This window comes from Undibacterium sp. Di27W, assembly GCF_049340345.1.
In the GTDB taxonomy this organism is placed as follows: Bacteria; Pseudomonadota; Gammaproteobacteria; order Burkholderiales; family Burkholderiaceae_D; genus Undibacterium.
Genome location: NZ_JBMPOS010000002.1, coordinates 31,303 through 46,406, shown reverse-complemented (window position 1 = coordinate 46,406; position 15,104 = coordinate 31,303). Strand labels below are relative to the sequence as shown.

The 15,104-nt window shown below is 52.9% G+C and carries 15 protein-coding genes; 6 read left to right on the top strand and 9 right to left on the bottom strand.

Going from position 1 to position 15,104, the window contains the following annotated elements; all coding sequences use genetic code 11:
• The first annotated feature begins 19 nt into the window (after window positions 1–19).
• Window positions 20–1,420: a DUF1501 domain-containing protein gene (locus ACO0LF_RS04965; protein WP_423013461.1), complete on the top strand. Its 1,401-nt coding sequence runs from the start codon at window positions 20–22 to the stop codon at window positions 1,418–1,420.
• A 7-nt stretch (window positions 1,421–1,427) separates the two neighbouring features.
• Here ACO0LF_RS04965 and ACO0LF_RS04960 read toward each other — a convergent pair whose 3' ends face one another.
• Both ACO0LF_RS04960 and ACO0LF_RS04955 read right to left on the bottom strand, forming a co-directional pair.
• Complete coding sequence (locus ACO0LF_RS04960; protein WP_423012533.1) at window positions 1,428–2,024, bottom strand: chromate transporter; 597 nt, start codon at window positions 2,022–2,024, stop codon at window positions 1,428–1,430.
• Window positions 2,024–2,590: a chromate transporter gene (locus ACO0LF_RS04955; protein WP_423012531.1), complete on the bottom strand. Its 567-nt coding sequence runs from the start codon at window positions 2,588–2,590 to the stop codon at window positions 2,024–2,026. Before ACO0LF_RS04955 ends, ACO0LF_RS04960 begins: the two co-directional genes overlap by 1 nt.
• A 230-nt stretch (window positions 2,591–2,820) precedes the next feature.
• Between ACO0LF_RS04955 and ACO0LF_RS04950 the strand changes: the two genes are divergently transcribed.
• Entirely contained in the window at window positions 2,821–3,642 is an 822-nt protein-coding gene (locus ACO0LF_RS04950; protein WP_422999407.1) for a DUF2314 domain-containing protein, read from the top strand.
• Window positions 3,643–3,844: 202 nt separating this feature from the next.
• Here the strand turns inward: ACO0LF_RS04950 and ACO0LF_RS04945 are convergent, their stop codons facing one another.
• Window positions 3,845–4,336 (bottom strand): phage regulatory CII family protein, encoded by a 492-nt coding sequence (locus ACO0LF_RS04945; RefSeq protein WP_423012529.1) that lies wholly within the window; start codon window positions 4,334–4,336, stop codon window positions 3,845–3,847.
• 116 nt (window positions 4,337–4,452) lie between these two features.
• Between ACO0LF_RS04945 and ACO0LF_RS04940 the strand changes: the two genes are divergently transcribed.
• The 3 genes from ACO0LF_RS04940 to ACO0LF_RS04930 all read left to right on the top strand — a co-directional run bounded on the left by ACO0LF_RS04940 (window position 4,453) and on the right by ACO0LF_RS04930 (window position 6,962).
• Window positions 4,453–5,292 (top strand): hypothetical protein, encoded by an 840-nt coding sequence (locus ACO0LF_RS04940; protein ID WP_423012528.1) that lies wholly within the window; start codon window positions 4,453–4,455, stop codon window positions 5,290–5,292.
• 4 nt (window positions 5,293–5,296) lie between these two features.
• Window positions 5,297–6,109, top strand: a complete 813-nt coding sequence (locus tag ACO0LF_RS04935; protein ID WP_423012526.1) for a DUF2491 family protein — start codon at window positions 5,297–5,299, stop codon at window positions 6,107–6,109.
• A 70-nt stretch (window positions 6,110–6,179) separates the two neighbouring features.
• Window positions 6,180–6,962 (top strand): hypothetical protein, encoded by a 783-nt coding sequence (locus tag ACO0LF_RS04930; protein WP_423012524.1) that lies wholly within the window; start codon window positions 6,180–6,182, stop codon window positions 6,960–6,962.
• Here ACO0LF_RS04930 and ACO0LF_RS04925 read toward each other — a convergent pair.
• Entirely contained in the window at window positions 6,959–7,870 is a 912-nt protein-coding gene (locus ACO0LF_RS04925; protein WP_423012522.1) for a methylglyoxal synthase, read from the bottom strand. The genes ACO0LF_RS04930 and ACO0LF_RS04925 overlap by 4 nt on opposite strands.
• A 179-nt stretch (window positions 7,871–8,049) precedes the next feature.
• Here ACO0LF_RS04925 and ACO0LF_RS04920 point away from each other — a divergent pair, with 179 nt between their 5' ends.
• On the top strand, window positions 8,050–8,811 hold the full coding sequence (locus ACO0LF_RS04920; protein ID WP_423012520.1) for a tetratricopeptide repeat protein: 762 nt from the start codon (window positions 8,050–8,052) through the stop codon (window positions 8,809–8,811).
• A 90-nt stretch (window positions 8,812–8,901) separates the two neighbouring features.
• Here the strand turns inward: ACO0LF_RS04920 and ACO0LF_RS04915 are convergent, their stop codons facing one another.
• From ACO0LF_RS04915 to ACO0LF_RS04895, 5 genes are all read right to left on the bottom strand, one after another.
• Window positions 8,902–11,298 (bottom strand): sensor domain-containing protein, encoded by a 2,397-nt coding sequence (locus ACO0LF_RS04915; protein WP_423012518.1) that lies wholly within the window; start codon window positions 11,296–11,298, stop codon window positions 8,902–8,904.
• Window positions 11,295–12,578 carry an HD-GYP domain-containing protein gene (locus ACO0LF_RS04910; RefSeq protein WP_423012516.1) on the bottom strand — a complete coding sequence of 428 codons (1,284 nt, stop codon included), beginning with the start codon at window positions 12,576–12,578 and terminating at the stop codon, window positions 11,295–11,297. Before ACO0LF_RS04910 ends, ACO0LF_RS04915 begins: the two co-directional genes overlap by 4 nt.
• A 228-nt stretch (window positions 12,579–12,806) precedes the next feature.
• A complete protein-coding gene (locus ACO0LF_RS04905; RefSeq protein ID WP_423012514.1) occupies window positions 12,807–13,271 on the bottom strand; it encodes a YybH family protein in 465 nt (154 codons plus the stop codon).
• 45 nt (window positions 13,272–13,316) lie between these two features.
• Window positions 13,317–14,006 (bottom strand): nitroreductase family protein, encoded by a 690-nt coding sequence (locus tag ACO0LF_RS04900; RefSeq protein WP_423012512.1) that lies wholly within the window; start codon window positions 14,004–14,006, stop codon window positions 13,317–13,319.
• A 49-nt stretch (window positions 14,007–14,055) separates the two neighbouring features.
• Window positions 14,056–15,075 carry a transporter gene (locus tag ACO0LF_RS04895; protein ID WP_423012510.1) on the bottom strand — a complete coding sequence of 340 codons (1,020 nt, stop codon included), beginning with the start codon at window positions 15,073–15,075 and terminating at the stop codon, window positions 14,056–14,058.
• Between the last annotated feature and the right edge of the window lie 29 nt (window positions 15,076–15,104).

The window sequence follows — 15,104 nt, the reverse complement described above, 5'->3', positions numbered from 1 at the left end:
ATGATGACAGGAAAGCATGATGAAAAATTCTACTACCATGAATGCCTCACGCCGCGCATTCTTGCAACGTGCCTCGGCACTCTCGATTGCCGGTGTCGCCACCCCATGGGCACTCAACCTGGCCGCCATGGCCGAAGCTTCGGCCGCCAATGCGGACGACTACAAGGCCATCGTCTGTGTATTCTTATACGGCGGTAATGATTACGCCAACACCCTGGTGCCCTATGATACGGCCAATTACAATGCCTATAACCAGTTGCGTCCCACCCTGGCATATGCACGCGATAAACTCAGTGGCACCGTGCTGCAGAGTGTGAATGTGCCGCTGGATCGCCGCGGCGTCAGCCATCAATATGCACTGGCACCGGAACTGGCACCGTTGCTGCCGATTTTCGATGCAGGCAAGATGGGAGTATTGTTGAACGTCGGTACACTGATACGGCCAACCACCAAGCTGGAATACACGAATAAAACAGCGATGCTGCCCCCCAAATTGTTTTCGCATAATGACCAGCAATCGGTATGGCAATCTTCTGCGCCAGAGGGGGCAACCTCAGGTTGGGGCGGGCGCATGGGTGACCTGTTCCAGGCAGGTAATGGCAATGCCACTTTTACCTGCGTAAATGTTTCGGGCAATGCGGTTTACCTGTCCGGTAACACCGCCGTGCAATATCAGGTATCGACCAATGGCTCGGTGCCGCTGACGGGTTTACAGGCACCGCTATTTGGCTCAGCGGCTTGTTCCACGGCCTTGCAAAACCTGATCACACAAGCACGGCCACATTTGTTTGAAAATGAATATACCCGCGTCAGCAAGCGCTCCATTGATGCCAATGGTGTACTGACTGCGGCACTGGCGGGTGCACCGGCCATCTCTACACCCTTTAATGAAGAGAATAATCTGGCCATGCAGTTGAAGATGGTGGCGCGCATGATTTCCTGTGCGGGTACGCTGGGGGCGAAACGTCAGGTGTTTTTTGTTTCCATGGGAGGCTTTGATACCCATGATGGCCTGGTATCCACCCACCCAGGTTTGCTGGCCAGTGTGGCAGAAGCCATGGCTGCTTTTTATGCAGCCACCAAGGAATTGAAAGTCGACAGCAAGGTCACCAGCTTTACGGCTTCTGACTTCGGCCGTACTTTAAGTGGCAATAATGATGGTTCTGATCATGGCTGGGGCAGTATGCATTTCATGCTGGGTGGTGCCGTCAATGGCAAGCGCTACTATGGCACTGCGCCACTGGTGGCGACTGACAGTGATGATGATGTAGGGCAGGGCCGTTTATTGCCAACCACCTCGGTCGATCAATATGCGGCTACTCTGGGTAAATGGCTGGGAGTATCTGACAGTGATATGCTGGCCTTGCTGCCCAATTTGCAGTATTACAACGCCAGCCAGCGTTACCTGGGTTTCGTTTGAGCTTTTCTTAAATCCAGCCTAAGCATCCTAATATTGCGCCACCCGCCAGCAGCCACAGCAAATGCAGGCGGGTGCGCCAGACGACGACGGTGCAGACTACCGTCATCAGCCACAAAGGCCAGTCTTTACTGGCCTGGTTATGCGAGGCTGCCATGATCCAGCCGGTGGCCAGCAACAGACCTATGACGATGGGCGCCATGCCCAGCTTGAAGGCGCGCACACTACGCAGTTCACGGTTGGCATGTCCCCAGCTGGCCGCCACATATGTCAGGGTAGTGCTGGGTAATAAGATACCTGTCATGGTGATGAAGACACCCAGCAAGCCTGTCCACATGCCACCGGCATTCATGCCCACATTCCAGCCCATCAGGGCAATGAACAAGACATTCGGGCCTGGCGCTGCCTGGGCGATCGATACCGAGGCATTGAATTGCGCATCTGTCAGCCAGCCCTGTTGTGCCACCAGATAGCGATGCATGTCCGGCAGGGTAGAAATCGCCCCGCCTATGGACAGCAGGGAGAGCATCATGTAGTGCAAAAATAATTGCAGCCAGTCATTCCAGTTCATGCTGATGAGCAAAACATTGGGCAGGGTATCCGGCATTATTTGAGCCTCCGGTAGGCGATGATGCAAGTGATGGCACCAAGGCTGAACAAGACGTAAGCCAGAGGCAGGCGGAAGTAGGCGATGCCAATAAAGCACAAGGCGCTGAACAGCAGCGCCAGGGTTCTTCCCAGCGGGTTATTGTTCAGTGCCGGGATCAGTTTGAGACCGGTGGCAATGATCAGTCCGGCAGTGACGGCACTCATGCCGCGCAAGGCACCGACCACTTCAGGATGCTGGGCAAACTGCGCATACACCACGGCCAGCACCAGCACGATCAACAAGGGCACAGACAACATACCAGCCAGTGCTGCCATGGCACCGGCAAAACCAAAATGGCGATGACCTATCATGAGGGATAAGTTCACCACATTTGGCCCTGGCAAAATCTGTGCGACAGCCCAGTCTTCGACGAATTCTTCCATCGTCATCCAGCGTTTTTTTTCTACCAGCTCACGCTGGACTATGGCCAGCACGCCACCAAATCCTTGCAATGCCAGCAGAGTAAACGAGATATACAAGTCCGCAAGAGACTTGGGGTGCTGGCTAGGAGCTTCTGTGGACATGATGATGGCAGCCTGGTGGCTTGGCATAGGGCAGGCTTGTATTGTAAAGCAGGAGTGAAAATGCTGCTGGGCAAATATTTCATCTATTCAAATTTCCCAAAGCATAGCTGTGCCGACTGCGCGCATTGCGATTAATAAGTAAAGGCTTGTATCAATTGAAACGAAGTGCTGTACTTGCGTAATTGTCAGTCTGCTTGCAGTATATTGTTTTTATTTTATCGGCCAAGATCATGAGTGAAGACAAAATAGTCATGTTTGAAGGTGCCAGCCCGGCGATGCAGGTGGCTGCTGAACAGGCTCGCAAGACGTTTAAATACTTCTGGCGCGAATTGTCATGGGAGCGTAGACGTATCATACCTGCCCTGGATTTGGCCGCTGTGAAAATAGCTTTTCCTACAGGTTCAAGCGGGGACGTGCCTGAAGTTGAACATATGTGGATCAATGAAATACAGTTTGATGGAGATACCATTACCGGTATTTTGCTGAATAACCCACAATGGTTTGACAGCATCGCAGCAGGTGACCCGGTGAGCGTGTCGCTGGAGGAAATTGATGACTGGATGTATGCTATTGATGGCAAGGTATATGGTGGTTACAGCATTGACGTGATACGTAGCGGTATGTCAAAAACAGAGCGTGACGATCATGACAGGGCCTGGGATTTGGATTTTGGCAAGCCAGGAAAAATCTCCGTCGTACTGGAACCTGCAAAAGAAAAACAGGGATTCTTATCCAGTCTGTTTGATACGACAGAAAAGTCCGTCTTAAACAACATAGACGACTTGCCAGAACACCCCGCAAGTGAAAACATGGCAGAGCCTATGGATAAGGGTTTGCAGGATGAGCCTGCTTTTACCCGCAGCGTCGATGAAGCTGGCTGGACCCTGCTGCAGAGGGATGCGCTGGCTGGCAATCTCGCGCAAGTTACTTTATTGGTCAAACATGGTGCCGATCCTGGTGCGCTCAATCCCAAAGGTGAAACAGCACTGGATCTGGCACGCAAGATGGGCTGGCCGAGGATAGTCGCTTTCCTGGAAAAGAGATTGCACTAAACAGGCTCTGATTAAGAGTTAAGCAAGTGCCAGCAATACACTTTTCTTCATTTCGCAGGACCGGCTTTAGCCGCGAACATCTGGCCGTGTCGGTCTTCGGTTTGTAGCAGATAATCGCGGCTGAAGCCGCTTCTACAGGACTACGCTCGCCTTATGCACGTAGATGTAAGCAAGCCCTGGTGGGCGAACAGTCGCAAGAAATTCAGGACTCCCTTTGTTTATGGTGCGCGCGTATGCGTGCGCGCCACTCACCCAGCACCGTCAGTGCACTCTGAAATTCTTTTTCTATCAAGTCGGCTTCGGCATCGGTAATCACGCCATCGATGAGGGCAGTGGAGACTGCCTCGGCGACATCGCCGACCCGGCTCATGACGCGGCAAACTGTTTGCGACAAATCATCTTCACTGACTTGGTCAGGTTCAGGTATCACAAACGCCGCCATGCCATGACGGCTTAACAGCGCATGCAAAGGCATGTGGGCATCCTTGACGCCAGCGTCATGACAAAGCTCGACGATCAGCGAGAGTTCTTCAAACGAGGGGTAATGTGATTCTATGCCCGGTGCCAGCTTATTGCGCAAGACGTTCACCGAGACTTCCATACGGCCAGCCAATGCCTCCAGGCCACCAGGATAGGCGCGCGCAATCTTGTACAAGGCGTCGTGCTGGTTCATGTCCGAATATTTGCGTGTCATGGTGAATTCCCTCATTTATTACCGATGATCTTTAACTTTTTGCTCACTATGATGACATCCATCAAGCGTTGAGGGATTGTACAGATAGCTTAACCATATTTCTATAGACGAGAACCATGAACAGTTTTAATAGCAAATTAATAGCCATAGTGTTGGCGCTGGTCTTGCCGCTATCGACAGGCCTGGCGCATGCCGGTGGGCGTCCATCCGGCTCTTCGGGCGGCTTTCGCGGTGGTTTCTCTTCACAAAAAAATGTCAGCAAACCTGCTCCAGCCCAGCCATCGAATACCGGATTTGGTAGTTTTAATACCAGCAAGTCCGCGAATGTGGGCAAGAAATCTGACTCGGCCTTGAACCGCGACCTGGAAAAAAACCAGGCACAGGCGAATGCGCAAAAGAGCATGGATGCACGCCAGCAAGCGGCTCAGCCTGGCCAGCGTATCCAGGATAAAGGTTTTGGAAGCAGCAATACTGGCAATGGCATCAATAATCAGGCTGCAAACCAGTCCGTACTTACGCCGCCGCCTGTGACGCAATCAGCACCGCCAATGATGCAACCGCAGGTGACGCAGCGAGGCAGTGGCATTTTGCCTGCTGTAGTCGGTGGCGTCATCCTGGGTAGTGTGATGAGCCATACCCAGGCAGCAGAAAACCACCGGCCCCAACAGCTGGAACCTCTCAGCAATAAAGAGGGGGGCAATAGCAAGGATGCAGCTACTGATAGTGATGCAAAAGCGGCAGATGACAAGACGGTGGTGTTGAACAATGCAACCGCAGAGAGCACGGCAGCAGCGGCAACAACGATAGCAGCGAAGGAAGGCAGTGGTTTTAAAGTAATGCGTACTGCCCTCGTCCTCTTGCTATTCGCTACCCTGGCCTGGGCAGGCTGGCAATTCCTGCGCAGTCGGCGCAACAGGCAAGACAGTGCAGTTCATTACAGTTTAGGAGGAAATTAATACCATGGCCTGGAAAGATGCATATCAGTACGTAGGCAAATTGTTTAACAAGCAGAACAAGGATGAACTCACTGCAGATGAGATGCATGCAGACAAGGGCAGGCAAGATGCTGGCCTGCCACTGGGAGCGCGTATAGGCAGTGTCGTCAATTTGCAAAAGACACCCTTGATACGCGCCATTAGTCAGGGTTCGTTGATCACCATGCCGGATGAAGCCGAAACTCGCATCATCGCCATCAGCCGTGTGCAACTGGCTATCAGTGGCAAGATGTATCGCTATTACCTGAATCGCGATGCCAATGGCGGTGAGAAATTTTTGCAGTTGTATTGCGATGCCAGTGGTGAATTGCAAGAGCTTTTATATTGCAGCCACCTGACGCGCCTGATACCTGAAACCGTGGAAGACCAGCAAGCTTTCCTGGGTGAAAACGGCGCTGGCCTGGGCGATCGCAATTACAGTTTGTGGCGTGAACAACTGGCGGGCATAGGTTGGGATGACGCCAGTCTGGACAGCGTTTTTGCCGATGCCGATAGCCTGCAATATGCGCGCGACGCCGGTGACCCGGCTCAGGAATTTGTCGCGCCTTACAAAGGTGTGGAAACCCGCATTGACGATGCCTCAGGCAAGCAGGGCTTGCAACAGGATGTGGTCTTCATGCCGTATCGCAGGAGTTTGAATGAAGCAGCTGATCAGTTTGAATTATTACTCATCAGTACAGAGATTTTACGTAGCAAGGATGGTGGCAGCAGGCGCGACATCCATGTCGATTTTATGATAGCCCTACCCCTGGAAGCGGAAAGGCTGTTGGTGCAATAGCACCGTCTTGATGTAGTTCCCATAACACTGTATTTGATATTTACTGCGTCACACACTGAAAGGAAATACCATGAGCAATATGAATGGCTGGGGCTTGACCGCACGTTTGATTTCCAAACACTTTGGCGCTCTCGGCGACAAGATATCCGAAGCGATCGCCAATTTTGATCCTGAAACAGCGACCGAAGCCGATCGTGACAGATTGGCTGCAGCCCTGCGCGACACTGCACAAAAACTGGCTTCTGCCCGTGCCTCTTTCGACAAAGAGCATAATGATGTGGTGCGCTTGCGTGAACTGATAGCCAATGATGAAAAAGCCTCGGCAACGCTGGCAGAGCGCCTGGTCAGTGGCAAGATTTCTGAGGCAACGGTCAGCCTGTTTTGCGATGAGCTTGAAGCCAACAAGGCGCGCCTGCCACTGGAAGTACAGGAAGAGGCAGACGCCAGAGAATACATGGATGAATTGCAGAAGATCGTCGATGCCTTCTCCAAACAATTGGCCGACTTTGATGCCGCTGCGAAAAAAGCTCTGCAAAGCCTGGCCGCGGCCAAGGCACAAAAAGACTTGCAGCAACTGCGCATGGACCGCCAGGAGCAACTCAGCAGTCTGTCCAGCATGGCCAGCCATTCAAGCGCCTTGAATGCCCTGACACGCCGGGCACAGACAGTCAGCAATGAAGCGGCGGGTTTGCGCATCGTTGCCGACATAGCCCAAAAACCGCTGGACCAGGCTGCCGAGATTGATGCTATCCGCAAATCTGTGGCGCAGGCAGATACCGCAGGCGAGAGCACGCTGGAAAGGTTGAAACGTTTGTCAGGCCAGACCGCAGCAGCAACTGCAACAGCGGCCTAAACCTGCCTGCTGACTCTCTGCGTCAGCAGGGTCAACCAGCGGTCTGCACCGGTGACTTCACTGATGACTTGTGCATAGTCACAGACGGTGCGGGCCGCTCTTTCGAGCAATTGTATGTCGGCTTCATGCTGGCGCGCCACGTGCGGATCTTCCAGGAACAGGATGCGGCGTATCTGTCGGTCGAGTACCAGTTCCGCCAGTTGTGCATCACCACCCAGAGGGCCGGAAAGATAGGGTGTTACCCAGTTCTTGCCGGCTTCTTCTCCCTTGATTTTTTGCGCCAGCCGGTTCAGCAAACCACCGGTAGTACCAGTAGCATAGCGACGGCCAAAACTGTCGAGCAGGGCGAAATGTTTTTCGGCCATGGCCAGCATGCTGTCCTTCATCGCATCGTGGGCGATCAGGGCGATGCCTTCCTTGCTGAGTTCAAAACTGGGGTCCAGTTTATGGTCTAACGCTGCACCGCAGGCTGTAGCTTCCAGTTCCAGCCATTCCCTGGCGCTGGCCAGTGTCGCCAAAAAGGGTTTGCGGTGTATCACGCACTGACGCTTGAGTGCCTGGGCTTCAGGGAAGACGGAAGAAGGGTCGACCGGATCGATGAGATAGATCACCGCATCGACTGCTCTGGCCGGGTCTTTATCGACGACTCTTGATACCAGTTTCATCAAGCCACCCTCGCGACCATAGGGAAAGCGTTCCACTGTGGGGCAGTTTTCTACCAGACCATGTGAAATAATCGCATCCAGAGTGCGCCCCACGATGACCATTTCAGCCTGTAAATGCTGGAGTGCTGGCCCGCCACCATGTAATAACTGCACCAGTGCAGAATTGGGTGCATCCTGGTGAGAACGGTTGGCAATTAATCCTATGCGTAGCTTTGAGGCAGGGGTCACGGCATGCACTTTCATGGCTGGTGGGGAAATTGTTTGTCTCTGTAGTTTACTCCCAGACTGCCTGCAAGGGCAGCCGGAGGGCTACATTTTGTTACCTAATCCAACAGTCGCGACACACACAGGCCATGCATTAGGCGTAGCATTCCTGGCATGCAGGACATCTGGCATATGCAGTAAAACAGCTGAGGATAATAATGAAAAAATGGCGACATCTGTTGATGGTGCTCATGATCATGCTGACCTGCGCTTCGGCTCTGGGCGATGATGATTTTGATGATGAGATGCAAGTCAGACGCTGGGCTCTGCTAGGGGATACCCAGGCGCAAAATATGCTGGGTTTGTTATATCTTGAACCGGATGCAGATCTGCAAAATGTGCAAGAAGCCGCGTACTGGCTGGAGCAGGCCGCTGACTCTGGCCATGCAGGTGCCCAGGCTAATCTGGGTGTACTGTATCTGACTGGTGAAGGTGTGGATACCGATGAAAGCCAGGCTTTCAAATTGTTCCGACGCGCTGCCTTGCAGGGCCTGACTTCGGCCCAACTGGCCCTGGGTTATATGTATGCCACCGGCAAGGGCGTGGAAGCGAATCATGAAGAAGCCGTATTCTGGTACCAACAAGCTGCGCAACAAGGCAATGCCAGTGCCCAGCATCATCTGGCCCTGGCTTATCAGGAAGGGGCAGGAGTAGAAAAAAATGCCGGGCAAGCCGCCCATTGGGAAATGCTGGCTGCCAAACAGGGCTTGTCTACTGCACAGTTTCAAATGGGTTTGCGCTACCTGCACGGTGACGGCGTAGAGCATGATATGTTGACAGGTTATCGTTACCTGCTCAAAGCCAGCCTCAAAGTCGGTAGCAAAGCCATGGATAGCCGTGAATTAGTCAGCAATGAGCTGACCAGCGAACAAATTGCCGAAATCCGTGATGACTCCCGTTATTGGAGAACGCATTTCTGAGATAGTTACAGACGACTTCATTGATGGCTCCCTAAGGACCATCCCCTCGCGCCGCATTTTTAATGCGGCGTTTTTTTATTCAGCGTAAATTCAGCGTAAATACAGTTGCTCAAATTCTTCCGCCGACATGGCGGGTGAAAACAGATAGCCCTGGATTTCATCGCATTGTTGCTGCCGCAGGAATTCGCGCTGTTTTTCAGTTTCCACTCCTTCGGCAATGACGCGTAATTTCAGGGCGTGTGCCAGATGGATAATGGCAGTGACGATAGCGACATCGCTTTCATCGCCAGGCAAGTCGCCGACAAAAGAACGGTCTATCTTGAGCTTGTAGATGGGGAAGCGTTTCAGGTAGCTGAGGCTGGAATAACCTGTACCAAAGTCATCTATCGCCAGCTTGACTCCCAGAGCTGCCAGCGACTCCAGTTTTTTCAAGGTATCTTCGACATCCTTGATGAGTATGGATTCTGTCAATTCCAGTTCTATGCAGTGTGGCTGCAAGTCATGCTCATGCAAGGCTGCTGCGATACTGTCGACAAAATTGGCTTGCTGGAATTGCAGGGCCGAGACATTGATGGCCACCCGCATGCTCTTGCCATGGCGATTCCATGCAGCGGCTTGCTGTATTGCGGTTTGCAGGACCCAGTTACCGATCGGGACGATGACGCCGGATTCTTCTGCCACCGGGATGAATTGCACGGGGCTGACTTCACCCAGGTCTTTATCGGTCCAGCGCAGCAGGGCTTCTACTCCCAGCAATTTGCCGCTCGCCAGTTCCACCTGGGGTTGATAATGCAAACGGAATAACTGCTTTTCCAGGGCCTGGCGCATGGCATGATCCAGCTTCATGCGTGACAGCAAACCTATATTCATCTGGCGCTGGTAAAAGCGGAAGTCGGAACGCCCTCTCTCCTTGACATGGTACATGGCGCTGTCGGCATTCTTGATGAGGTCTGCCATACTGTTACCGTCTTCAGGATACAGGGCTATGCCTATGCTGGCGGTGACGGTGAAATGCATGCCATCAAGTGAGAAGGGGGCAGACAATTCTTCCAGCACTCGCCTGGCACAAATTTCTGCACCTTCGGCATTGGCTTCGTGCAAGAGCAAGACAAATTCATCACCGCCCAGGCGTGCTGCCGTATCGACCTGACGTATGCATTTTTTCAAACGTTCGGTCACTTGCTGCAAGACGCGGTCACCAAATGGGTGGCCCAGGGAATCATTGATTTGCTTGAAATGATCGAGGTCAAGGAAGAGCAGGGCAAAGCTGGAGTTATTCCGGCTGGAAAAAGTAATCGCTTGCCGTATGCGTTCTTCCAGTAACAGCCGGTTGGGCAAACCGGTCAGCACGTCCAGGAAAGCCAGTTCTTCAATTCTTTGTTTGGCTGTATGGGTTTCTGTCCTGTCCTTGAAAAAACCTATGTAATTCAGTGCTGCGCCAAATTCATCCTGCACCTTGACCAGGGAAATCATGCACAGATAGGCGTGGCCATTCTTGCGTCTGTTCCATAACTCACCTTCCCAGAAACCCAGATTGTCCAGTTCTTTCAGGAGGTTTTCCACCTGGGCAGTATTGCCTTCTTCTGAAAAAAAATCCCGCGGTGTCTTGCCCAGCATTTCATGTTCGGTATAACTGCTGAGTCGCTCGAAACTGGGGTTGGTGGTGACTATCTTTTGCTCTGCATCGGTAATGAAAATTGCATCTGTACTCGATTCAAATACCTTGGCCGCCAGGCGCAGACGGGCTTCGTCCGCCAGGCGCTGGGTAATATCACGGTAAGAATACACCCGGCCTATAGGGCGGCCACGCGCATATTGTGGCAGCGTGACTCTTTCCAGGGTCTTGCCTGAGCGCAGCGTCAAGACATCAGTGGCTTCCATCAAGGGTGAACGACTGATGGTGCCCAGGCGCTCTTCATATTGATGGGCATCCTGCATGCATTTGTCCATCCAGGCATAAATCGCCCTGTCATCACGCTGGGTCAGCAAATCATCCGGCAAGCCCCATAACTCGGCAAACAAGTGGTTATAGCTGCGGATAGCGCCATCGAGGTCGGTCACCAGGATGCCATCGGCAGTGGATTCCAGGGTGGCCCGCAGCTCGGCGATCAGTTTTTCCAGCTCATTTTCAACTTGTCTCTGGCTGGAGTGGTCATTGATGGCGACCACATAGACCGAGCTATCCAGGCCTACTCTGATCAGGGTGACCCGTCTTTCCACCTGGACTATGCAGCCGTCAGCACGTTTCAGCATGGTTTCGGAATGGATATTCTCGGACAAGCCAGCGGCAACATCTTCCCAGAAAAACACGTCTTCAGGCGCAGCTGCCAAATCGATGATGCCCTTGCCCAGCAGGCTGCCAGAGGAAACTTGCAATAAATGATGGATAGCCTGGTTGGCCGCGACTATGCGCAGCTGTATGGGATCAACCAGGATGACCGCTTCCAGCAAGCCCTCAATCAGCGATTGCCAGGGATGGGCCTTCATGCAGCGACTCCATCGTCAGGGCGTTGTTCGGCCTCCAGCCCGCGCTCAAAGAAATAGCACAGGCGCTTGCGTGGCGACAGATAGTCATAGGCTGCCTTGGGTAATTGCAGCGGTTTCAGACTGCGGTGTATGCACAGGGTGTTTTCATGCTCCAGATTGATGACCATGGCTTCTTCGCGTGGCACGGCTGAATTGTGGATGACCACCTTGGGTTTGATGGGGCGGGCAGAATTCACCGAAACCACCATGGCATAGCGTTCGTCAGTCAGTTGCACCACCGAGCCAGGTGGATAAATCCCCATCATGCGTATGAAGGCCGTCAGGGTGGGGCCATGAAAGCGTGGCTTATGCTGGGTAAAAATCTGTGACAAGGCTTCATGCGGGGTAATGGCAAAAGCCGGATTGGCAGGATTGCACAGATTGTCGTAATGATTGACCAGGGCGATGATACGGCTGATGGGACTCAGTTTGTCGCCCTGCACATGGCTGGGGTAGCCGGTCCCGTCGGCATGTTCATGATGCTGGGCGATGGCCAGCATGACATTGGCCGACAAGCCCATCTTGCGTGCCAGCGCCAGACTGTGCAGTACATGCTCATGGTAAAGCTGGCGTTCGGCATGATTGAAATGCTCATCTTGCCAGCGCAGGCGGTCGGGTAATTCTATCTTGCCTATATCATGCAGCATGGTGGCCACACCCAGATCCAGCATGTCGGCCTTGCTGAGATGCAGGGCTCGTCCCAGCAAGAGTGAGATGACAGTCACATTGATGGAGTGCAAGGAGGTTTTTTCACCGGCTTTTTCTGATAGCAGGCGTATTGCGGCTTCATCTTCACCCAGGATCTGACCAAGAAAGCCTTGTATTAACTGTTCGGTCAATTCCCTGGCCTGCGCTGGTTGGGAATGGGCCAGTTCTGTGACTTGCTTGAAGGTCAGGGCGGCATGGCTGAATTGTCGCTCGCACACTTGCAAACTGGCTTGCTGGCTGGCGAGTAATTCCCGCCTTTGCCTGGCAGCAAAAGCACCCGGGCTCTCCGTGGCTTTGTTTTCAGCTGGAGTCTGGGTCTCACTGGTTTTAGGGGAGGCTTCCAGGCTGCTTTTCTCGGGCGCATAGCGTATGCGTTCGAGACCCAGCGAGCGTATGGTCTCGATTTGTGACTCATTGCTGATCTTGAAATTGGAAACCGGAAAGGGATGGTCCATCCAGCCCACGTCAAGATAGACGAACATGCCTATGCGTAGCTGGCTCAGCTCAATAAACTGTGTATGAAGATCAGTCATGACACCGGTTTCCGGAAATGCGACTTTTGAGCAAAAATCTGCAATCTTGGCGTATGTGTGCCGTCCGGCCACAAGCCATATCTGATTCCATGTTACATCAGCTTTTCATCCGTCCTGGCAGAATTCAGACTGACTGTGGGGTTTACGTCCTATTTACATAAGATTTCTGCCTGAATTAGCGTAATCCTGGGGCAATCGTCGTGATTAACCCCCATTTTTCTGCTCAGGCTACTTTATTTCAGGGTTTGCGCAATCACAGACATCATTGCCTTTGTCAAAAATGATATGCCAGACACCAGGGCTGTCTTGTCGCCAGATAGAAGTAAAGGTGGCAATCAGCCTGCCCTGGGGATTGCGCACCGGCCCGCTGCTGAGGGCCAGCTTGCCAGAGTTCAAGACTTCCACGGTTTCTGGTGCCCAGGAAAAAGGGGGCGCAGGGCTGTCATAAAAGCGTTTCCAGGCTGATGCCACTTCCTGTTTGCCATGCAAGGCTTTTGTGCCGGAAAAAAAGATGCTTTCCTCGGCCAGGAATTCCGTGAAGGCCTTATGGTCGCGTGCCTCCATGGTTTTAGCAAAGGCGGCCTCAGTTTGCATGACTTGCCTGACCAGTTCAGCATGCTCATCCGCTGCCTGGACCTGGCTAGTCAACAATGCACTGCTGGTGATCAGCAAAGTCGATAAGAATTGACGCATAAAACACCTCTTCACGTGATCAAGGGGACGCTAGGCTGAGGAGGCTCAGAAAAAACTGGCAATCTGGTCCAGCGGCTTTTTCTGTATATTGGGCACCATGCAATGCTCGGCTGGATACCCTACTACCAGCAGGATATAGGGTTTTTCATTGTCTGGTCTTTGCAGCAACTGGTTCAGGAAACCCATGGGGCTGGGTGTATGCGTGAGTGTTGCCAGGCCAGCATGATGCAGGGCAGAGATCAGGAAGCCTGTGGCTATGGATACCGATTCGGGCACATAGTAATTTTTGACGGCACTGCCATCATCCATCAACGTGGCTTTTTGTCCAAAGATGGCGATCAGGTAAGGGGCAGCTTCCAGGAAAGGCTTGTCAGCATCCGTGCCCAGTGGTGCCAGCGCGTCTTTCCATTCCTGCGGGGCGCGCCTGTCATAAAATTCGCGCTCTTCTATCTCGGCTTCTACGCGTATCTTGTGCTTCAGCGCGGTGTCAGTGACCACGGCAAAATGCCAGGGCTGGTGATTGGCACCAGAGGGAGCTGTACCAGCTGTCAGCAAGCAGGTTTCTATGACTGCACGCGGGACCGGGCGATCCGAGAATTCACGGATGGTCTTGCGGCGCTTCATGTCCTGATAAAAGCTTTGCGCCCGTTCCAGCATCTCGGTTTCCGGGTAGGCCTGGTAAGTAGATAGCGGGATGAACTGCGGTGATCCTTGATTGAATGAAAGTTTGCTCATGGCTTATTCCTGACAAGGTGGAGGGGAAAGGGGCGATACCTGATGACGATCAATCATTGCGGTTTTTCCTGAATGCCAGCCAGCCTGCAATCGCTGTAAAGCTGGCGACGATGGCGACCACGATCCAGAAACCATTTTCATGCTGGGCCAAAGGAATGCCACCCACATTCATGCCCAGCAGACCGGCGATGATATTGATGGGCAGGGCCAGTACGGTCACTATCGTCAGCACGAAGAGTGAGCGATTATTTTGTTCATTGACGCTGGCGGCAATTTCTTCCTGCAAGAGCTTGATACGCTCTTGCAGCGAAGCCATGTCGCTCAGGACCACGGCAAATTCTTCTGTCGATTGACGCAGTTCCTGTACATCACGCTCGGCCACCCAGACTGGCGGTCTTTGCAGCAGGCGGAACAGGGCCGCAGGCTCAGGCGCCAGCAATCTTTGCAGGCGTACCAGTACCCGGCGCAGCTCACCCAGGTTGGCCCGTTTATGATTCAGGCGGTCCGCCAGCAGATTGTCTTCAATATCATCAATCTTTTTGATGACATTGCGCACTATGCCTATCAAGACATCGGCCTGGTCACGCAATAAATGGGTCAGCAATTCGGTCGGCGAACTGAAATGTTCACCCTGGTTGACGGCATTGCGCAATCTGTCGACGGATTGCAGGGGTTTGCGCCTGGCACTGATCATGACATTGCTGCTGACATTCAGCCATAGCGTGGCAATGTCCGAAGCTTCAAAGGCAAAGTCATGCAAGACATCATTCACCACCGCGATCAGGCTATGGTCGGCATGTTCTATGCGGGTGGAGCGTGAGCCTTCATGCAGGGTATCGAAAAATTCCTCAGGCAGGGCAGCATGTTCCTGCAGCCATTTTTCTGCCGTGACATTGGATAAATTGAAATGCAGCCAGATGAAAGAATCGTCTCTGGCACTATGCCTGGACTGCAGCCATTCCACTGCTTCCCTGGTGTACAGGGGCTTGCCTGGCTGGTCGGGTGCAAAAACATAGCCACAAATCAGTCCTGACTGATCTGAACCATACGCTAAGTGATCTGTTTGCATTGAATGTCCAGGCGAAGAAACTGGCCATA